This is a genomic window from Reella acinonychis (assembly GCF_052384575.1).
GTDB lineage: Bacteria > Pseudomonadota > Gammaproteobacteria > Enterobacterales > Pasteurellaceae > JBQSUQ01.
The window spans coordinates 11,042-31,250 of record NZ_JBQSUQ010000007.1 but is presented as its reverse complement, the minus strand read 5'-3'; the positions used below and the strand labels follow the sequence as shown (position 1 = coordinate 31,250).

General features: G+C 39.0%; 19 protein-coding genes and 2 pseudogenes. 10 read left to right on the top strand and 11 right to left on the bottom strand.

What is annotated here, in order from left to right; all coding sequences use genetic code 11:
* Window positions 1-192: 192 nt before the first annotated feature.
* From copM to ACT2CV_RS03880, 4 genes and pseudogenes are all read left to right on the top strand, one after another.
* Window positions 193-939 (top strand): CopM family metallochaperone, encoded by a 747-nt coding sequence (gene copM / locus ACT2CV_RS03895; RefSeq protein ID WP_464973494.1) that lies wholly within the window; start codon window positions 193-195, stop codon window positions 937-939.
* 283 nt (window positions 940-1,222) lie between these two features.
* Window positions 1,223-3,439, top strand: a complete 2,217-nt coding sequence (locus ACT2CV_RS03890; protein ID WP_464973493.1) for a copper-transporting P-type ATPase — start codon at window positions 1,223-1,225, stop codon at window positions 3,437-3,439.
* A 419-nt stretch (window positions 3,440-3,858) separates the two neighbouring features.
* Entirely contained in the window at window positions 3,859-4,125 is a 267-nt protein-coding gene (locus ACT2CV_RS03885; protein WP_238327096.1) for an alcohol dehydrogenase catalytic domain-containing protein, read from the top strand.
* 53 nt (window positions 4,126-4,178) lie between these two features.
* Window positions 4,179-4,610 (top strand): annotated as a pseudogene (locus tag ACT2CV_RS03880) (helix-turn-helix domain-containing protein); the annotation flags it as partial.
* A gap of 34 nt (window positions 4,611-4,644) precedes the next feature.
* On the opposite strand, the gene ACT2CV_RS03875 reads toward ACT2CV_RS03880, so the two are convergent.
* Window positions 4,645-4,818, bottom strand: coding sequence for an IS1 family transposase (locus ACT2CV_RS03875; protein ID WP_464974047.1), 174 nt, complete (start codon window positions 4,816-4,818; stop codon window positions 4,645-4,647).
* Window positions 4,819-4,917: 99 nt separating this feature from the next.
* On the opposite strand from ACT2CV_RS03875, the gene ACT2CV_RS03870 reads away from it, so the two are divergent.
* Window positions 4,918-5,316, top strand: a complete 399-nt coding sequence (locus ACT2CV_RS03870; protein WP_464973492.1) for a LysR substrate-binding domain-containing protein — start codon at window positions 4,918-4,920, stop codon at window positions 5,314-5,316.
* A 53-nt stretch (window positions 5,317-5,369) separates the two neighbouring features.
* Window positions 5,370-5,717 carry a LysR family transcriptional regulator gene (locus tag ACT2CV_RS03865; protein WP_464973491.1) on the top strand — a complete coding sequence of 116 codons (348 nt, stop codon included), beginning with the start codon at window positions 5,370-5,372 and terminating at the stop codon, window positions 5,715-5,717.
* Window positions 5,718-5,954: 237 nt separating this feature from the next.
* On the opposite strand, the gene ACT2CV_RS03860 is transcribed toward ACT2CV_RS03865, so the two are convergent.
* Together ACT2CV_RS03860 and ACT2CV_RS03855 are read right to left on the bottom strand one after the other, a co-directional pair.
* On the bottom strand, window positions 5,955-6,365 hold the full coding sequence (locus ACT2CV_RS03860) for a hypothetical protein (RefSeq protein WP_464973490.1): 411 nt from the start codon (window positions 6,363-6,365) through the stop codon (window positions 5,955-5,957).
* Window position 6,366: 1 nt separating this feature from the next.
* Window positions 6,367-7,161 (bottom strand): hypothetical protein, encoded by a 795-nt coding sequence (locus ACT2CV_RS03855; protein WP_464973489.1) that lies wholly within the window; start codon window positions 7,159-7,161, stop codon window positions 6,367-6,369.
* A 723-nt stretch (window positions 7,162-7,884) separates the two neighbouring features.
* Here ACT2CV_RS03855 and ACT2CV_RS03850 point away from each other — a divergent pair.
* Both ACT2CV_RS03850 and ACT2CV_RS03845 read left to right on the top strand, forming a co-directional pair.
* Window positions 7,885-8,148, top strand: a pseudogene (locus ACT2CV_RS03850) (replication initiation protein); the annotation flags it as partial.
* 60 nt (window positions 8,149-8,208) lie between these two features.
* Window positions 8,209-8,856 carry a primase alpha helix C-terminal domain-containing protein gene (locus tag ACT2CV_RS03845; RefSeq protein ID WP_464973487.1) on the top strand — a complete coding sequence of 216 codons (648 nt, stop codon included), beginning with the start codon at window positions 8,209-8,211 and terminating at the stop codon, window positions 8,854-8,856.
* A gap of 68 nt (window positions 8,857-8,924) precedes the next feature.
* Here the strand turns inward: ACT2CV_RS03845 and ACT2CV_RS03840 are convergent, their stop codons facing one another.
* The 3 genes from ACT2CV_RS03840 to ACT2CV_RS03830 form a co-directional block, all read right to left on the bottom strand.
* Window positions 8,925-9,077, bottom strand: coding sequence for an excisionase family DNA-binding protein (locus tag ACT2CV_RS03840; RefSeq protein ID WP_464973486.1), 153 nt, complete (start codon window positions 9,075-9,077; stop codon window positions 8,925-8,927).
* Between the two features lie 390 nt (window positions 9,078-9,467).
* Entirely contained in the window at window positions 9,468-10,241 is a 774-nt protein-coding gene (locus ACT2CV_RS03835; RefSeq protein WP_464973485.1) for an LEM-3-like GIY-YIG domain-containing protein, read from the bottom strand.
* 13 nt (window positions 10,242-10,254) lie between these two features.
* Window positions 10,255-10,650, bottom strand: coding sequence for a hypothetical protein (locus tag ACT2CV_RS03830; RefSeq protein WP_464973484.1), 396 nt, complete (start codon window positions 10,648-10,650; stop codon window positions 10,255-10,257).
* A gap of 125 nt (window positions 10,651-10,775) precedes the next feature.
* On the opposite strand from ACT2CV_RS03830, the gene ACT2CV_RS03825 reads away from it, so the two are divergent.
* Window positions 10,776-11,165, top strand: a complete 390-nt coding sequence (locus ACT2CV_RS03825; protein ID WP_464973483.1) for a helix-turn-helix domain-containing protein — start codon at window positions 10,776-10,778, stop codon at window positions 11,163-11,165.
* 37 nt (window positions 11,166-11,202) lie between these two features.
* Here ACT2CV_RS03825 and ACT2CV_RS03820 read toward each other — a convergent pair whose 3' ends face one another.
* From ACT2CV_RS03820 to ACT2CV_RS03800, 5 genes are all read right to left on the bottom strand, one after another.
* On the bottom strand, window positions 11,203-12,420 hold the full coding sequence (locus ACT2CV_RS03820) for a tyrosine-type recombinase/integrase (protein WP_464973482.1): 1,218 nt from the start codon (window positions 12,418-12,420) through the stop codon (window positions 11,203-11,205).
* Window positions 12,421-12,610: 190 nt separating this feature from the next.
* Entirely contained in the window at window positions 12,611-13,759 is a 1,149-nt protein-coding gene (locus tag ACT2CV_RS03815; RefSeq protein WP_464973481.1) for a hypothetical protein, read from the bottom strand.
* Window positions 13,760-13,761: 2 nt separating this feature from the next.
* The gene (locus tag ACT2CV_RS03810) at window positions 13,762-15,282 is read right to left on the bottom strand and encodes a site-specific integrase (RefSeq protein ID WP_464973480.1); all 1,521 of its coding nucleotides are present in this window, start codon (window positions 15,280-15,282) and stop codon (window positions 13,762-13,764) included.
* Window positions 15,269-16,549 (bottom strand): site-specific integrase, encoded by a 1,281-nt coding sequence (locus tag ACT2CV_RS03805; protein WP_464973479.1) that lies wholly within the window; start codon window positions 16,547-16,549, stop codon window positions 15,269-15,271. The genes ACT2CV_RS03810 and ACT2CV_RS03805 overlap by 14 nt, the downstream gene beginning before the upstream one ends.
* A gap of 150 nt (window positions 16,550-16,699) precedes the next feature.
* Window positions 16,700-17,185 (bottom strand): single-stranded DNA-binding protein, encoded by a 486-nt coding sequence (locus ACT2CV_RS03800; RefSeq protein WP_464973478.1) that lies wholly within the window; start codon window positions 17,183-17,185, stop codon window positions 16,700-16,702.
* Between the two features lie 150 nt (window positions 17,186-17,335).
* Here ACT2CV_RS03800 and uvrA point away from each other — a divergent pair, with 150 nt between their 5' ends.
* Window positions 17,336-20,164 carry an excinuclease ABC subunit UvrA gene (gene uvrA / locus ACT2CV_RS03795; protein ID WP_464973477.1) on the top strand — a complete coding sequence of 943 codons (2,829 nt, stop codon included), beginning with the start codon at window positions 17,336-17,338 and terminating at the stop codon, window positions 20,162-20,164.
* Window positions 20,165-20,209 lie beyond the last annotated feature (45 nt).

The following is a 20,209-nucleotide window of genomic DNA, read 5'->3' as shown; positions in this document are numbered from 1 at the left end:
CGGCTGCCAGTCTTGCACGGGGCAAAACTGCCGTCCGGACTGCCAATGCCAAAACGGCAAGCCCTGCATTTGTGATGACTGCACTTGCAACGGCTGTGCGTGTGAATCGTAAAACCAAATAGTGAAATGGACATTGGGCGAATCTGTCATTTGCCCAATGTTATCAATGCCCATTTTGACAAGGAGAATCCAATGACATTCATCAAAAACCGTGCCGTACATCTTGTCGCTGCCGCTGTTGTTTTGGCGACTTCAACCGCTTTTGCCGACGGCAAAAACGAAGTGCCGACGCACTCGATGGCGTGCGACAATAACTACACCCAAACCACCCACGACTGCCCAAATAACCAAAACGGGCACGCAGCGGTGAACCACGCCAATATGAACCACTCTGCTATGGCGATGGATACTCAAAATGCTCCGCCCCATACCCAAGCCTATCTTGCAATGATGAACAAGATGGGCGATGAGATGAGCAAAGCGGGCAATCTTGCCGATGCTGATACCGCTTTTGCCAAAGGTATGATTCCGCACCATATCGGAGCAGTTGAGATGGCAAAAGTACAGCTTGAATTTGGCAAAGACGAAACAATGAGAAAACTTGCCCAAGCGATTATTGATGGACAACAAAGTGAAATCGACCTGATGAACGCTTGGCTGCCGGGTAAAGACACCGCAACCCAAAACCCGCAAGCCCCGCACGCCAAGGCCTATGCCGCAGGCAAGGCGCACCACGAGGCGATGATGGCGGCAATCAATGAGCCAAACCCTGATGTTGCCTTTGCCAAAGCAATGATTCCGCATCATCAAGGGGCGGTCGAGATGGCAAAAGTGCAATTACAGTTCGGCAAAGACGAAAAAATGAAAAAGCTCGCTCAAGACATCATCAAAGCCCAAGAACCTGAAATCAAGCTGATGCAAGACTGGCTAAAACAGTAGGGGCAATAAGGCAAAAACACCGCTTTTGATAAAGCGGTGCTTTTGAGGTCGTCTGAAAACAGGTTTAAGGCTTTTTCAGACGGCATTTGGGGTTTTCAGGCAACCTTTAAAACAAGCCCCAAGGAAATGATGATGCCGACTTGTCGGACACATCGGCAAGCGATGTTCTGAACCTTCTGCTTTTTCAGACGGCATCGGTATTTGCAGGCAGCCTGAAAAAAACCGTCATTCTGACCGGCCCAATCCGTACCTGCTTTTTCGGTAAACGACCGGTGATGACCCTATGAACCCAACAGGAGAAATTGTGATGAAGCAAGAAACACACAAACCGCCCAAACACCACGAGTGCCGACACGGACACGGACAGCACCGCCCTGTGCAGACACCGTCCGATGCAGCGGCTGCTTCGGGCTACACCTGCCCGATGCATCCGGAAATCCGGCAAGACCGCCCCGGCAACTGCCCTCTTTGCGGTATGGCATTGGAGCCGCTGATGCCTGAATTGGACGACGACAATCCGGAGCTGCGTGATTTTTCCCGACGCTTTTGGTACACGCTGCCCCTGACGGCGGCAGTGCTGGTGCTGGCGATGTTCGGCGAGCGTCTGAACCTGATGGATATGGCCGCACAAAGCTGGGTAGAGCTGGTGCTGTCGCTGCCGATCGTGCTGTGGGCGGGGCTGCCGTTTTTCTCACGGGGTTGGCAGTCGCTGGCAAACCGTAGTCCCAATATGTGGACGCTGATTGCACTGGGAACGAGTGCAGCCTTCGTTTACAGCGTTGTTGCCACCGCTGCACCCGGCATCTTTCCGGCATCGTTTGTATCGATGGGGCGGGTCGGCGTGTATTTTGAGGCGGCGGCCGTCATCATCTCGCTGACCTTGCTCGGCCAGATGCTCGAACTCAAAGCCCGGTCGCAGACTTCGGCGGCAATCAAGGCCCTGCTCGGACTGGCGCCCAAAACCGCACGGCGTATCGGCCCGGGCGGTGCTGAAGAAGATGTGCCGCTCAGCCACATCCACATCGGCGACCTTCTGCGTGTGCGCCCCGGCGAAAAAGTGCCTGTCGATGGCGTGGTGGTTGAGGGCGCAAGCTCGGTAGATGAATCGATGCTGACCGGCGAGCCGCTGCCGGTGCGCAAAGCCACCGGCGACAAAGTCATCGGCGCCACGCTCAACACCGGCGGTGCGCTCGTCATCCGCTCCGAGCGCATCGGTTCGGAAACAGTGCTTTCGCAGATTGTCCAGATGGTGGCCCAGGCGCAGCGCTCCAAAGCACCGATGCAGCGTATGGCCGACGGGGTGGCAGGCTATTTCGTACTGGCGGTTGTCGCCGTCGCCGTTGCCACTTTCTTTGTCTGGGGCGTGTTCGGCCCGCAACCGTCTTGGGTGTTCGGGTTGATCAACGCCGTTGCGGTCTTGATTATCGCCTGCCCCTGTGCACTGGGACTGGCCACGCCGATGTCGGTGATGGTCGCCACAGGACGCGGGGCAGGCAGGGGCATATTGTTCCGTGATGCCGCCGCTATCGAAAACTTGCGGCGAGTAGACACTTTGGTGATTGATAAAACCGGCACACTCACCGAAGGCCGACCCGCCTTTGACCGTGCCGTTGCGGCAGCAGGCTTTTCCGCCGAAGAAGTGCTGCGTTTGGCCGCCAGCTTGGATCAGGGCAGCGAACACCCGCTGGCCGACGCCATTGTGCAGGCCGCACGGGCACAACAGCTGAAGCTGAGCAAACCCGAACAGTTTGATTCAGGCAGCGGCATCGGCGTGAGCGGCGTGGTTGAAGGGCGTGCGCTGGCACTGGGCAACACGGCGTTTATGCAGCAGAACGGGCTTAGCGTCGAACCACTGATCGAGCAGGCCGAATCCCTGCGCAGTGAAGGTGCCAGCGTGATATATCTGGCTGCGGACGGACATCTTGCGGGACTGCTTGCCGTCTCCGATCCTGTAAAAGACAGCACCCCCGAAGCATTGGCCTCGCTCAAAGCAGCCGGCCTGCGCATCATTATGGCAACCGGCGACGGATTGACCACGGCAAACGCCGTGGGCGCAAAACTGGGCATCGACGAAGTGCACGGCGAAGTCAAGCCCGCCGACAAACTGGCACTGATCGAGCGGCTTCAGAACGAAGGGCGGGTGGTCGCAATGGCAGGCGACGGCATCAACGATGCCCCCGCACTGGCCAAAGCCGATGTCGGCATCGCAATGGGTACCGGCACCGATGTGGCAATGAGCAGTGCGCAAATCACGCTGGTCAAAGGCGATTTGCGGGGTATTGCCACCGCACGCAAATTGTCTGAGGCCACCGTGCGCAATATGAAGGAAAACCTGTTATTTGCCTTCTTATACAACGGCCTGGGGGTTCCCGTTGCCGCCGGCGTGCTGTACCCCTTTACCGGCTGGCTGCTCTCGCCGATGATTGCCGCACTGGCGATGAGCCTAAGCTCGGCATCCGTGGTCGGCAACGCACTGCGGCTGCGCAAAAGCAAGTTGTAGACCACAGCCCCGCAGGCTTCTTCCAATGACAAAACGACCTCAAAAACACCGCTTTTGATAAAGCGGTGTTTTTTATGCCGTCTGAAAAGGTCTTTAATACTTTTTCAGACGGCATTGTGTTTTTCAAACAGTTTCGCAGTGTGCGTCATTGCACCAACCCAATATTTCATCAGGAAAATGGTGCAACAAGTTGCACCCTACATCTTTGATGCTTTTTTAAGACGGCATTGTTTTATTCAAACAGTTTTTGACAACCAAACCAGTCTGAAAAACAACCGCACTTTTTTAAGACGGCATTTTTTCAGACGGACTAAAACGCCCAATCTTTCCATTTTTAAAAACCAACTTCCCATTTTTCGCCATTCTTATTGTTATTTTAAAACGCTAAAATACGCCCATTTTTAATATAGGTCAAAACAATGAGCAAACAAATCCAATTTACAAAAACAGGTTCGCCTGATGTCCTGCAAATCGTTGATGTACAAATCCCCGCCCCAAAATCGGGCGAAGTGCAAATCCAAATGCACGCTTTGGGACTAAACCGTGCCGAGATGATGTATCGGGAAGGGGCGTATGTGATTGACTCTGTGTTCCCTGCGACTTTGGGTTATGCAGGGGCAGGTGTGGTCGTGGCGGTGGGCGATGACGCTGGCGAATTTCAAATCGGCGACAAAGTGAGCGTCTGATCTGCACCCCAAAAGTTGGACTAAAAACCAACTGATTAAGGTGCAGATTTTTTATGACGAAATACAACCAATCTTTCAAACAAGAAGTGATCGCATTTTTTCTCCAAAACGGGAAAAATTGCTCACTCACTCGCCAGCAATTTCAGCTTAAAGCCTCCACGCTACGCCGTTGGATTTCGCAATATAACTATAATGGAATCAATAGTTTAGCCGTACTGGGTAAGAAGCAAAAATATTCCCCAGAATTTAAATTAACCGTCATACAAGCGGTCAAAAAGGGGCAATTTTCTGCAGAAAGTGCTTGTCTGCATTTTGGTATTGCTAATTCAGGGGGGATTAGCCAGTGGTTGCAAGCCTTTGAAAAACAAGGTATAAACGGCTTATTTCCAAAGCCGAAAGGACGACCAGCAATGAAACCGAAATACCCGAAAATGCCTCCCCCACCCAAAACCGAAGAAGAACGCTTGCGTTATCGGATTTTGGAATACGTTCATAGCTTACTTTGAGTGCTTTTAAACGCTACTTTAAAGCCAAAGCGGTTTGCAAATCACGTTTGCCCCAAACAAATGCCACGATTTCACTTGTCTTGGCATGATAAGCGTAAATCAGCCAGATTTTGTTTTTCTTATTTCCAACAAATGTATGGAACTCATCAACTTGTAAAGTGTCGTAATGCTTTTGTTTGGGTGTGATTTGATGATGGCTGCGTTTTAAGGCAGCCTAGACTTTGTCACGACGGCTATAAGCCGTTATGGAACAAATAGCGCGGATACCGTTTCCGATGATATGCAAATGGCACTAATGGCGACCCCACAATATTTAGAAAAAAATGGTACGCCTCAAACAATTAGCGATTTAGTCAAACATAAATGTTTATGTGTACGTATGCCGACTTCTGAGGGCATTTTTGTTTGGGAATTTCGTTCCCCTGAAACAAAAGAGGTGATTAAATTTACCCCTTCGGGAAGATTGGTGGTTAATAATAATTTTCTGGCGAAAAAAGCGTGCCTTTCCCATTTAGGTTTAGCATTAATGCCTAAAGATCGAATGGCAAAAGAGCTAGAACGTGGGGAAGTAGTAGAGGTTTTAGATGACTACGCAATGAGTTATGAAGGCTATCATCTTTACTACCCAAACCGCCGCCAGAATTCGCCGTTGTTTAAGGCGTTGGTGGAGGTACTGAAAGGCTAGAAGTGCGGTCATTTTAGAACGTATCTTTATTGAGATAAATTAGGTTTAGTTTTGTGAAAGCAGGACAGCTATTGGGAATTTCTTCCTCATCCTTAAGCCATAGCATGAAAAATTTAGAGACACGGCTAAACCTACTACTATTCAACCGTACAACACGCAATGTATCGCTAACCAAAGCGGGACAACAGCTTTTTGAACAGCTTTTGCCGCTTTATCAAGCCATAAACCAAGAAGTCGATGCATTAAATGATTTTTTGAATACGCCATCGGGATTGATTCGCATCAACGCCCCGGCGATGGCAGCGGAAGCCGTGTTGTATCCAAAATTAAAGCCGATTTTGAACCAATACCCGAAAACCCGCTTGGAAATCGTGGTGGACGATCGTTGGCAGATATTGTGAAAGAAGGGGTTGATATGGGCGTGCACCTAGGCAACGACGTGGCGTAGTTCAGTACAATAGTGTTTGACGCGCCATTAAACTGCTGTATCTCTCCGGCCAGAAGAAGTAGATGTTGACGAAAATTGTTTTCTACTCTACCCATCAAGAAGTTTAATAGGTGTGAAGAGATTGTCTGAAAATTGATTTTCAGACAATCTTTTGTAGAGACTACTATTATAGTAAAAATCATCCTATAAATTACCTACGTTGACGGTTAACAGCAATAAGAGGCTTATTTAAAGTAATTTGGGTCATACCATGCATATATGCATTATATTGCCATACAATAAATTGCTGTTTATATCGCTCATTAATTTCTTCCAAACGTTGTACTTGAGCTTTTAAATTCTTAACTTGCTTTTGCAGATAATCCACAGTTACATTTGGTATAGGATTAGCTTTTGCTCTTTCTTTTATTTTTTGTTTTCGTCTAGTAAAGGCTGTTTGAATATCTGAATAATTTGCAAGAGACTGTCTCTCAATACTTTTAACATTCAGTAGTTCTGCCACTTTATGACAGAGTAAATCCCATGTTAATTTACCCTCCCAAGTATTAATCAACATGATTATATCTTCTAAATTTTCTTCTGTAATAAGAATTTTAGGCATACTATAACTCCATTAGTCTATATAAATCATCGTCTAACTTAGCTGTTTCTTTCTTCTGTATATCTAGATCCATTCCTCTTTCCAACAAAGCTAATTTAATAGGGGAAGGATCATACTCATCAGGCATCCTTAATAAGGAACCATTTGGGATGCTCTCATTTTCTAAGAATTTAATTTTAGTTTTTATGTGAGTTAGTCTCCATCCTAAATTACTTATCCAGCGATCTGCACCAAAAACACCTATTTTATGGTGTTCTTTAGCTTTATTAAATTGTTCGGTTATCTGGGCTTCACGCACCTTTAAGATTTCTAAGGAGTGCTCTAAACCTTTAATACAAACAAGCTCTTTACATGTTTCGCAATCTCCATGACGAGAACATGGAGACATTGCATAATCATGTTCACAGATCCCTATTTCTGTTACCGTTGCGATTCCAATTCTATCTTTCCCTAAGTCTTCATAGGTAATAGGAAGATTCAAATGAATTTTATCTAAGATAGAAATATCTTCGGGAATGAGTAAATTCCTAACTGATTCACTTTTTTCTTCTTCTGTTCTGTGATCATAAGCCTTGTTATCTGCAACTCTTGCTCGTCCTGCCCAATTAGCTAAAGTTAACTCATCCATTCCTCCTCGTTCAGCTTTTGTACTTAACCAATGTCTTGCATTGTGTGATGGTAATCTTATGAATTCTCCTTTGGATGTGCCTATACAATGTTTTTCCCATAATGATGTTTTAGGACGAGTTTCAGAATAGCAAAACCTATCATTAATTTGATTCACCGTTGGTAACACAAAAGAAAAACTTTTAGGGGAAAAGTCATCATGAAATTCATTTTCTCTAAATAATAATAAAGCTTCAGAAACCTTAACATTTTTATGTTTATCAACATAAGGCCAATTATGAAATTTTGATGTATATTTTTTATTTAAAAAATTGTTTTGATGTTATTAGATCTATATTAGGTATAGCTTTATCAATTTTAATATATAAATTTGGTTACTAATATGGTTACCATAATTCAATGTGCTTCAGCAATATGATCAAAAAATGATCTCTTTTCAATGTTCAGCTCAATCGCTGTAAAATTATACTAAAATTCACAAGAAAGTTAAATTTCAAGTTATTTTACGATAATTTTGGTGTAGGCTTGTAGTGCAATATTGGTCTTGTTCAGTTTACATCAGTTGTTGATGTATTCCTGTTTCAGTCAATATTGCGTATTGTTCATTAACAATATAATGTCATCAAATAATGTTTGGTATTCAATTATCATTATTTCATTTATTAATTTCTAATCATTAATATCTGATATGGGATAATAATTTGTTACTCATACATCATTACAATCATATTCAGCATTATTATCTGATATGGAATGACATTATGTTACTAAAATAAGGAGTAAAATGTACAATAGAAAAAATTACACGTTAGATGACTTTAACCGCAGTTTATCGCAACAGATAAAATAGACAGATTGCTTTGGTGATGGGGTTTGGTTAAATCAAAAAGAAGTCGCATTAACACATAAGTATATTCAATTTAACGATTTGTTTATTAAATTTATGGTGTTTGATGTAGACCGTGAAAATTCAGCAATGGATTGGGAATTAGTGGGTTTACCGAGTCCGAACATTGTGGTGCAAAATAAATTAAATGGCCGTTGTCATTACATTTATGCACTTGAATCACCAATTTGTAATACGAGCAATGGACGCATAAAACCAAAAGTTTACTTTGAAAAAATACGGCAAGCATACGTTGAAAAATTAGGCTAGGATAAACACTATGTGAATGTGTTTACGAAGAACCCTAATTGCGATTTTTGGCGGACATTTGTGTTTAATGTGCCTGCATACAGTTTAGACTATTTAGCTGATTTTGTTGATTTGTCGAATAAACCTGTGTTTTATCAACATATTGATGAAGTTGCTGAAGGTCGAAATTGTGATTTGTTTAATCAAATTAAACGCATTGGTTATCGTGAAGTATTACAATTTAAAAAAGCAAACAAAAATTTATCGCAGTTTAATGAATATTTGTTGTCGTTATTAGAACAACTTAATCAACATCAGCAGCCACCATTAGCCTATCGTGAATTAAAAGGTATCGCAAAAAGTGCGGCTCGTTGGATTTGGGAACGATTTAGTGAAGCACAGTTTCGTGAAATTCAATCAAATCGTTCGAAAAAACGTTGGAAAATACAACAACAAAATAAAGCATTATTCATTGCACAATTTAATCATAATCAACTGAGTGTGTCGCCTAAACAGCTTGCAGAACAATTTAATGTTAGCGTTAGCACAATACATCGTTGGTTAAAAGAAGTAAGGGTTATTAAGTCAAAAAATCAGTCGCAATCAATGTACGAACGCATTTTAGTGTTGAAAAATCAAGGGCTAAAATGGCAAGACATTGCACAACAATTATCTGTTTCAGTCGGTTGTGCAAAAATGTGTTTTAAACGCAATCACCAAATATCATAAAACAAAAGCCGCCAAAGTAATTTTGGCGGCTTTTTTTATAATTGGCAACTGTTAATGTAGTCTAAGACCTAAGATTCGGGAATGCGAACTTGTCGTCCGAGTTTAATTGCGGTGAGTTTTTTCGCTTCGATTAAACGTAAAATCGTTGAACGGCTGAGTCGTAAACGATTTTGTAGGTCTTGAATTGTCAAATAGTAGCCGACATTGTCTTGAATAAGCATAATAATCTCCTTTTTTCATTAGTATTTGTCAGGAGGTTAGCATAAAAATTTTTCAAGATAACTTTTTATTGACAATTTTTTTAATTTTTCGAGCAAGTAGATATTTTGCTTGAGGGGTACGTTGAAACAAGCGCAACAGGAAAATAAGGTCTTCGGGTTCAAGTTTGTTCAGCAAACATTCAAGTAAGACATCAGTATCTACATCATAGTGCGGTGGAAATTTACGCAGTTTTGTTATCATTTTTTATTCTCGTGTACACAAAATAATATGTAGTTATTTATTCTGCACGAGAATGATCCTAAATGAAGCACAGAGACACAATTTGAGTGAAAATTAATTATCCGATTTAGTAGATGAAAAAATCACCAGAACATTATTCTGGTGATTTTTTAGCAATTACGATAAGTAATTGGATTTTGTGGTGCTTTATAATCTTCATTGGAGGAATAGGTTAATTTATCAACCAGTTCTTGGTAGATCGGTGAATCTTTAGGTAAAATTTTTCCTTCAAATCCCCATCGTCCTTGCCGTTCAATAGGTGCTTCAACCCAATGAGAAATTTCATAGACAGCCAATGTCCAACCTCGATAAACAGCAACGGCATATTTCACTTTTTCGCGGCGTTGGCTCATTTTCCAATAACCACGAGTTCGATTATAAATTTCTTGTTCAATATCAGCTTGTTTAATTTCACCTGATTTAAGTTTACGTTTTAAATCATTATAATTTCTATTAATTGTGATTAAAACAATAGGCAAATCCGTTTTTAATTCTTGTGGATCATAAAGATTTTTCAATTCAGATAATGACATCAAGCCTTTTTCAGATGAATGCGTTCCACCTTGAATATTTGTTAATGGTTGCTGATTAGGTTTGACTAATGATAATAAATCAATCGCTAAAGCCTCGTATTCTAATGCTTGGCTCTCGGTTTGGATATTATGACGAAGAATGTAATATAAAGGTTCAAGTCCTATTTGATAAATGTCTTTAATTAATTCAATTTTTTCACTTTCTTTCGCTTTTCCTGTCAAAACTCCTTTCGCGTGTTGAAATACGCGGTTTCCTTTGCCTTTTCCAACATAAAAAATATTTTGGTCACGAGGATCAACTAAACAGTAAATGTAATAATTGATTTTTTCTGTGATTGAGATTGAAAACATATTAATTAACCAATTACAATTCTTGCTCTCGAACTAAAGTGAATTTATGGTTGCATTTACTACAACAGTAGTAATAACGTTTTTTTACCATTGTTGTTTGCATATATCGCTCACGAATTTTTCCCGATGCCATTTTTTCACGGACTTTTGTTTTTCCTATCCAGCGATCTATTTCTTTTGTGCTCTCTAATTCAACATCTCCAGAATCACAATTAGGGCATTGAATTAAAGAAGTATTACTTGTAAAAAGTAAAAAAATTAAAATAGCTAAGGCTACGAAAAATACGGTTGTACCTTTTCCTTGAAAAAAATTGCCACCGCCCTGAAAAAATTCAGCCAAATATATTAAAACTATCAAAAATGATATTGTTCCAGCGATACACCTAATCAATTTCCAAAGAATACGCAATGTCAGATCCTCATTTCAACTAATTTGGAGTAGATTGTAGTCAGAAAAATTTTGAGTTCCACCAACAATTAATGTATAGTAAACACACAAGTTGTTGTAAACACTAACGAATTTGTAGGTATGAAATGAACGTAAACGAGAAAATTCGCAAGATCAGAGAAGCAAAAGAGTGGTCGCAAGAGCAAATGGCAGAAAAAATGAGTATGTCATTGAATGGTTATGCCAAGATTGAGCGAGGCGAAACAAAGTTGTATTTGGATAAGCTAGAACAGATCGCACAAATTTTGGATATTGATATTGTTAGTTTAATTTCACCTGATGACAAAAATGTTTGTGTTCAAATTAGTGAGCATATACATTTAAGTCCTGTATATCAAGGAAATAACGATCAATCATTAATTATTGAGATTGAGAAATTAAAACTTGAAGTTAAACATAAAGATGAATTACTTGAACAAAAGCAATTAGAAATTAATAGATTAGATCGTATTATACAATTATTAGAACAAAAATAAGTGAAAGCTGTTGTTGAGAGACAACAGCTTTTTTACATTACAATTCAACACTTTGATTCATACATTGTTCAACAAAATTCCCCCAATCGTCCATTAATGGTTTACGTTGTTCGAGATAGGTAGAACGATTGTAAGCATTTCGTACTTTATTTTGGCTTTTATGCGAAAGGCAAGCCTCAATAATTTCAACATTCAAATCAATAAATTTTTCACTTAGATAAGTGTTTGCAATAGAGCGCAAACCGTGTGATGTCAATATACCCTTGTAACCCATTTGTTTGATATTGTTATTGGCAATTTGCGCACCAATGGGTTGCGAAGGTTTTTTGATGCTTTGGAAAATGTAAGCACTACGACCTGTTATGGGTTGCAATTTTTGTAAAATTTTAACCGCTTGTTTTGAAAGTGGGATTGTAAAGGGCTGCTTCATTTTCATTCGTTCAGCAGGAATGTGCCAAAGTGATTGTTCAAAATCAATTTCAGCCCATTTGGCATTAGCAGCTTCTTTAGGACGAGCAATCGTTAAAAGCAAAAATTTAATCAATGATTTAATGATGAAATCAGCGTGTGAATCATTTAGTGCAACGAAAAATTCAGGCAAATGTTCAGGACGAATGGTTGGGTGATGAGTGGATTTGGCTTTAACAAAGGTTTCAGCAATATCAGTACATTTATTGTATTCGATAATGCCACGATTCACCGCAAATCGCATTATTTCGTTGATTGTTTGCAATAACGATATGCCTGTTGCATTAACACCACGTTGGAACAAAGGGGTTACCATTTGAGTAACTTCAATGGGTTTAATTTGAGCAATGGGAATATTGCCTAATGTCGGAAAAGCATAGAGTTCAAGACGACGCCAATGATTTTTTAATGTTGCGGTTTTGATTTCAGCTGATTTTTTTGACTTCCATTGTTCAGCAATCGCAAAAAACGTATTTTGTGTTGCTTGCAATTTTTCGTACTTTTCAGCTTTGATATGTTGTTGTGGGTCAATGCCGTTAGCAACAAGTTGTCGATATTCATCACGCAATGCACGTGCTTTTGATAGACTGATTGCAGGATATTGACCCAATGACATTTTGGTTCGTTTTTTCGTAATCGGCTGATAATAGTTGAATCGCCACGATTTTGACCCCGTTGTCGAAATCAACAGAAATAGTCCGCCACCGTCAGTCAATGTATAGGGTTTATCAGCTGCTTTTGCTTTTTTGATTTCAGTATCAACCAGTTGATGTACCTTTTTCGCCATTGTTCACCTCGTATAAGTTCAAAACATGAACATAAAATCATCGTTTATAGCTATAATAGTAACCATAAAAATAACCACCTCAATGATTGGATACCAATATGGTTACTAAAAAGCTGGATTTTGATGCGATATTATGAATTATAATGAGTTATTCAAAATATGTAAACCTATTGATAATTAAGGTATTTTGCTATTTTGTGGTATACTCTGAAATATTAGAGCAATTTATATATAAAAATTTTCCTAACACCTCATAAGTTATAATTCCATCATTTTCACTTATTAAATTTTTAAACCATTTAGTATTAGTGCTATTTTTGTCAATATCTAGTACTTCAAAAATTTCACTTTTAGTTAAAGGCTTTTGGTATAAAGAACGGGATGGCGCAGCCTCTTTATTGGATAACATCAATATATTAGGATTTTCTTCTGCAAATTTAGCAACTCCTCTTGCTAGGGTGCCTATATTTGTTAAGCGTTTAACGGCTTCAACAACAATATCTTGCATACAGCTAGGAACCCATTTTAATCCCACTTTACCATTTTTTGCGGGTATCCATCGAATACCTAATTGCTTATTTCCTAAGCTATCATTCTCCCATTCTAAGCAATTAACAGATAACGACATTAACTCAGAACAACGAGATGGAGCAACCATAAGTAGAGCCATAACAGCTGTGTAATATTCAGTTTCTTTGTCTAAATTGGGGGCATCATGAAAGAGTTTAGCTACCAACATCATTTCTTCATCAGTTGGCATTTTACTGGAGCGGTATTCTTTTCCTTTTTCATCCAGTAATATAGTCAAATCTCTAGGGCGTTTGTAAGGACTTTTCCATAAAGGTAGTTGAGGTGTAATTTGATTTTCTCTACAAAAATCAAATAATTTTTGAATTTGATAACCTAATTTATTGACTGATTCCGTACCTTTTTTATATTTTTTTGATACGATATTTTCTACTTCATGAATAACTAAATAATCAAGCTGAAGTATGTCAGCTTTTCCTTTAATATTGTAGAGAGCCATTTCAACTATACGTAAAGATTCAGTATGTCGGGCTAAATTCCGAATAGGATTTAGAGAATAAGTATAACGAATATAGGCTTTGGCAAATTCAATGAATGGTGCAGCTAATGGCTCATATTTATAAGCTGTAGATTTAATTCTTTCTGTGGAAAAACGAACCTGAACTGGATAAATGCTGAATGTTGTTTTCCATTGGTTGTTTTCCCAGCAATCATTTCCAAAGGTAGTAAGCTGATTTTTACTGAAATTAATAAATTGCTCTAAATTAGATTTAGGATTATTATCTTGTGGAGTAAAAATTAGATTATTCATAATTAGTGGCTCCCAATAGTTCTTTTCATATCATTGCAAGCTTGAACAACATACTCAACAGCTAAAATAATACGATCTTTGGATGATGCATAATCTATGCTTTTGGTTTGTTTTAAACGTTCTTCCTTTTCCTCATACAACTTATTTAAGATTTGTTGATGAGGACCATCAACGAGCGGTCTAAACTTAGGACATAAATAACAAGTTTCATAGCCAGTTATACAAAAATCATTTGTACCACAAGCACCTATTGTATCTATTCCGTTATTGGTTATTAAAGATGTTGGATCGTGCCCCCTCTCGCTTTCATTTAAGTTAGAAATAATTCTACCTGTAAATGCTTGAGCTAGTTTTCCCATTTCAGCACCCATAACACGATCAATGTATTGCACTGTATCAGCTGTATTTTCAGTATAAACTTTAACGTTTTGTGTATCTGTATGATCTAGGAGCTCTGCTATAATCGTTGCCCCACCCCCTTTTCTTCCTAGATTTGTTCCTCTAGTATGGCGAAAACGTCTTGCTGTTACATGAATAATTTCACCTGTTCGTTCTGAAATTGCTTTTTGGTGAATACAGAATTTTCGTAATGCGTATAGCTCCAACGAAGAAGCAGAATAATGAAAAATATCTTTGTTTAATAATGAAAGATCAAAATTCCTATTTTTGATATTCTTCTTTAAACAATTCCAATCAATAAACATTGGTAATTTCATTTTATAACTAGAAATAAAGGTTTCATCAACCAGACTAAGCAATTTCTTATATTGATGTTCCATAAAGTTTAGGAGAATTAAATATAAGTCCTCTGTGATAGCAAGCTTTTTAAACGTTTCTCTAAATAGCCCTCCTCTTTTTTTTGCACTAGGGATATTTAGAAAATAATTCCATGTTCCTTGAGAGATTTCCTTTCTTAGGTCTTCAAATTTTAAATGGCGTATTTGAATGGGTCTTCTAGCTGTAGATTGAAGTAAGTGAATATATGCATATGTTTCAAATGAAATAAGATCTTCTCTCCAAAGTCTAGCTAGTTCAGCCATTAAAGCTAAAATTTCATTTTCGGTAAATGCTCCTGTATAAGGGCATCTCATTAATACCGATTTACCTTTATCATTTCCACTCAAAGTAAAACTTTCTAGCAACGACACAACAGATTTGTCAACTCCATAATAGCCATACTCATGCCATGACAGTAAAAAACCCTTTAATGCTCCTAAATGCCACTCACGTTCTTTACCTAAAGTAGCTTTCCAATTTATTATCACAGATGTATCAATAATATTTGAGTTAGTAGTCATTACAAATTCTTGGAATCGACGATGCATATTAAAAGTATGGTAGCTAGAATATTTTTCAGCATAAATAGCAAGTGTTTTTTTAAATCCTTCTAGTGTTTTATGATCTATATCTAATACAGATTGAGAGAAATTAATTGTAATATCTTTACTTATATGCCAAGAGTTTTCATTTTCATCAAATACATACCCATCTCTTGACTGTCTAAAACGTTTATTCTGATTCATAATTATCAACCTTTTTTTGAAAGTCAATCTGAAGATCTAATAATATTTTGTTAGCTTTTTCTCTTATATAACGTTGATTATAAATATTTCCTGATTTCTCGGATGTATGTCCCATAAGATGTTGTCTCATCTTTGCTTCTTTTTCGGGAGAAATAAAATCTTTATGAGAAGAATCATGATTTACATTTTGATTATTTTTATCCACCTTTCGTGAAAAATCTAAGTTCCATTCATGACGAAACATATGTGGATGAATAATCGAAAATTTAGAATCTATCTTTTTCATCGTTGGTACAATAACATTATCAAAAGAACTGGTACTAATTGGGTTTCCTTGTGTTTTTCCTTTTCGATGGGTTACAAATAAATATGGATGTTTATTAGCGTTAGGAATCTTAGAGCGATAGTTCATAATATAGTCATTGATAAGTTGAGCTATATTTTGTGAAATAGGAAGTCGCCTTTCTTTCGTTTTACTTACAGCTTGCTTCTTCCTTGTGTCAAATTTATCATCATGCGTGCGTCTAATTGTAATTGAGGATTTAGCTGTTCCTATATCAATAAATGGGATTTGAATTGATAATAGCTCTCCTCTTCTAATCCCTAATTCCTTTAATAAGATAAACATTAAATGGTTTCTTTTTCTAATTCCAATATCTTGAAATGGATTATTAGGATTAGAAAAGCTAGCAATAGACATAAACTCATCTAACAATCCATCAGGTAGCTCACTTTCTGGTTTGATAGATAATGTTTTATGATTTTTAGGTCTTGACTCTTTAATTAACGTAATTAGTTTCGTCAATTTTTCAATATATTCATTAGATACATTAATTACTTTAGATAGAAATAATATGTATTCTGAAAGCGTTGTTAGTCTATTATATTGATGACTAAGAGATACGGCAGAATAAATATCAATAAATTGAGTCCTACCTTTCATTAACACACTTTTTTTTGTATTGATTACATTCTTTCGCTTTTTTACATTTATTCTCATATGTTGGATAAGAGATTCTAATTGGTTTTCTGTTAAGAGTACTTTGTTATGAATTAGATCACTAATAACAAGATTATTCTGTTTTTCCCAATTCATTATCCACTGTATAGTTCCCAGCTTATTTCTAATTGTGTTTACTGCGGATTGATTACGTAGTTCTACAGTTACCCATAAGGTTGAATAAAAATCAGGAATACCAGTTTTAACATTAACCAATATAGGAAAACGTTCTCCATTTGAAAAAAGGACTGTTTCTAATCTATGCATATCCATTTAATTTACAAAAATATCATATATAAATACTATCAAATTAAAGATATTGTGTCAAAATTAATGTAAAAAAAGAGAACCCTTTTAAAATAAAGGGTTCTCTATATTTATATGGATTTTATTTTACAGTTTTAAATTATATGTAACTCAGAACGGAATATTATCATCCCCGAAATCATCTACTGGCGCTTGAGTAGGTTGAGTTTGTTGCATAGGCGCTGACTTAGCAGCTGGTTTGCTATAACCTGTATTGCTACCAAAACCATTATCTTGTGGTGCAAATCCACCTTGGTTTGCATTGCGGCTATCTAACATTTGCATTACATCGCCTTGAATTTCGGTGGTGTAACGCTCCTGACCAGATTGATCTTGCCATTTGCGTGTACGTAAGCGACCTTCTACATAAACTTGTGAACCTTTACGTAAATATTCCCCTGCAACTTCCGCTTGACGACGATAGAACACAATACGATGCCATTCAGTCACTTCGCGGCGTTCGCCTGTATTTTTATCTGTCCAACTTTCACTGGTTGCCACACTAATATTTGCGACTGCTTCGCCATTTGGCATAGTGCGAATTTCAGGATCATTACCTAAACGTCCTACGATAATTACTTTATTGATACCCGCCATAATTTCCTCTTTTGACTCAAAATTTGTTGTTTATTGTGCCTGAAAACAACTGGAAAATCTATAAATTTTCACTGGTTATTTTAACAGATATAAAAATGTGTGATAATAGTTCCAGTTTTAAAAAATAATGTTGTGATATTGGAAAGCGAAATGGATCAAATTGATATTCGAGGGGCCAGAACCCATAATTTAAAAAATATAAACCTCACTATTCCACGTGATAAATTGATTGTCATCACTGGTTTATCGGGTTCTGGAAAATCCTCTTTAGCCTTCGATACGCTTTATGCTGAAGGGCAGCGTCGTTATGTGGAAAGTTTATCTGCTTATGCACGTCAATTTCTTTCCCTAATGGAAAAACCAGATGTGGATAGCATTGAAGGTCTATCTCCCGCCATTTCGATCGAACAAAAATCAACGTCGCACAATCCTCGTTCTACAGTGGGTACGGTTACCGAAATTCACGACTATCTTCGTCTTTTATTCGCTCGAGTGGGGGAGCCACGCTGCCCTAAACATGATGTGCCATTAGAAGCGCAAACTATTTCGCAAATGGTGGATAAAGTATTAAGTTTACCTGAAAATAGCAAAATGATGTTACTTGCTCCCGTAGTGAAAGCGCGTAAAGGCGAGCATGTCAAAGCGCTAGAGCAAATTGCAGCGCAAGGTTATATTCGAGCGCGAATTGATGGCGAAATCTGTGATCTTTCCGATCCTCCAAAATTAGAATTACACAAGAAACATACCATTGAAGTGGTGGTTGATCGATTCAAAGTGCGGTCTGATTTAGCCACAAGATTAGCGGAATCTTTTGAAACCGCATTGGAACTCTCGGGTGGTACAGCGGTTGTTGCTGATATGGATAATCCAAATGCAGAAGAGCTTATCTTCTCCGCTAATTTTGCTTGTAGCCATTGTGGTTATTCCGTACCCGAATTAGAGCCACGGTTATTTTCATTTAATAATCCAGCAGGCGCTTGTCCAACCTGCGATGGCTTAGGTGTGCAGCAATATTTTGATGAAAGTCGCGTGATTCAAAATGCATCGATTTCTTTGGCAAATGGGGCAATTAAAGGCTGGGATCGTCGCAATTTTTATTATTATCAAATGCTCACATCCTTAGCGAAACATTATCAATTTGATATTGAAACACCTTATGAGGACTTACCTTCGCATATCAAACAAATTATTTTACATGGCTCAGGGCACGAAGAAATTGAATTTACCTATTTAAATGATCGTGGTGATAGCGTGATTCGTCGTCATAGTTTTGAAGGTATTTTAAATAACATGGCTCGCCGTTATAAAGAAACGGAATCTATGTCAGTCCGCGAAGAATTAGCTAAAAACATTAGCACGCGACCTTGTGTGGAATGTGGTGGCTCACGATTACGTTCAGAAGCGCGTCATGTTTATTTAGCGAACACGACACTCCCAGATGTGTCCGAAATGAGCATTGGTGAAGCATTGGTTTTCTTTGAAAATCTTTCCTTAACAGGTCAAAAAGCGCAGATTGCAGAAAAGATCTTAAAAGAAATCAAAGAGCGACTTTCTTTCTTAGTCAATGTTGGATTAAATTATTTATCTCTTTCACGTTCAGCGGAAACCTTATCTGGTGGTGAAGCACAACGTATCCGTCTTGCTAGCCAAATTGGTGCTGGATTAGTCGGTGTCATGTATGTATTGGACGAACCTTCTATTGGCTTACACCAACGAGATAACGAACGTTTACTTAATACTTTGTTACACTTACGTAATTTAGGCAATACAGTGATTGTGGTTGAGCATGATGAAGATGCCATTCGTGCCGCAGATCATATTATTGATATTGGACCAGGCGCAGGGGTTCATGGCGGACAGGTGATCGCACAAGGCACCGCTGCACAAATTATGACAACGCCAGAATCCATTACGGGTAAATTTTTGTCGGGCGAGGAAGCAATAAAAATTCCCCAAAAACGCACCGCACTTAATAAAGAAAAATTGCTCAAACTCAATGGTGCAAGCGGGAATAATCTTAAATCCGTTGATTTAGAAATTCCTGTTGGACTATTTACTTGTATCACTGGTGTTTCTGGCTCAGGCAAGTCAACGCTGATTAACGACACGCTATTTCCTCTAGCTCAGAATGCGCTAAACCGCGCAGATAATATTCATTTTGCGCCTTATAAATCCATTGAAGGTTTAGAACATTTCGACAAGGTGATTGATATCAATCAAAGTCCTATTGGGCGAACACCACGTTCAAACCCAGCCACTTATACGGGATTATTTACCCCAATCAGAGAACTCTTTGCAGGCGTACCTGAAGCACGAGCAAGAGGATATAACGTAGGACGTTTTAGCTTTAACGTGCGCGGTGGACGTTGTGAAGCCTGTCAAGGTGACGGCGTGATCAAAGTGGAAATGCACTTCTTACCTGATGTATATGTGCCTTGTGATCAATGTAAAGGTAAACGCTATAATCGTGAAACCTTAGAAATCCGCTATAAAGGCAAAACCATTCATCAAGTACTTGATATGACAGTGGAAGAAGCGCGTGAGTTTTTTGATGCGATTCCTGTAATTGCACGTAAATTACAAACCCTTATTGATGTGGGATTATCCTATATTCGTTTAGGGCAATCTTCTACTACTTTATCTGGCGGTGAAGCACAACGTGTTAAATTAGCCACAGAATTATCTAAACGTGATACGGGGAAAACCCTTTATATTTTAGATGAGCCAACCACAGGTCTGCATTTTGCGGATATCAAGCAATTATTAGAGGTATTACATCGCCTACGCGATCAAGGCAATACCATTGTGGTGATTGAACATAATTTAGATGTAATTAAAACGGCAGATTGGATCGTGGATTTAGGTCCAGAAGGTGGCTCTGGTGGTGGACAAATTATTGCCACCGGTACACCAGAACAGGTTGCTCAACATCCACATTCTCATACTGCACGATTCTTAAAACAGATATTAGAGAAATAATAAAATGGCTTAAACTGATAGAAAGTTTAAGCCATTTTTATTACC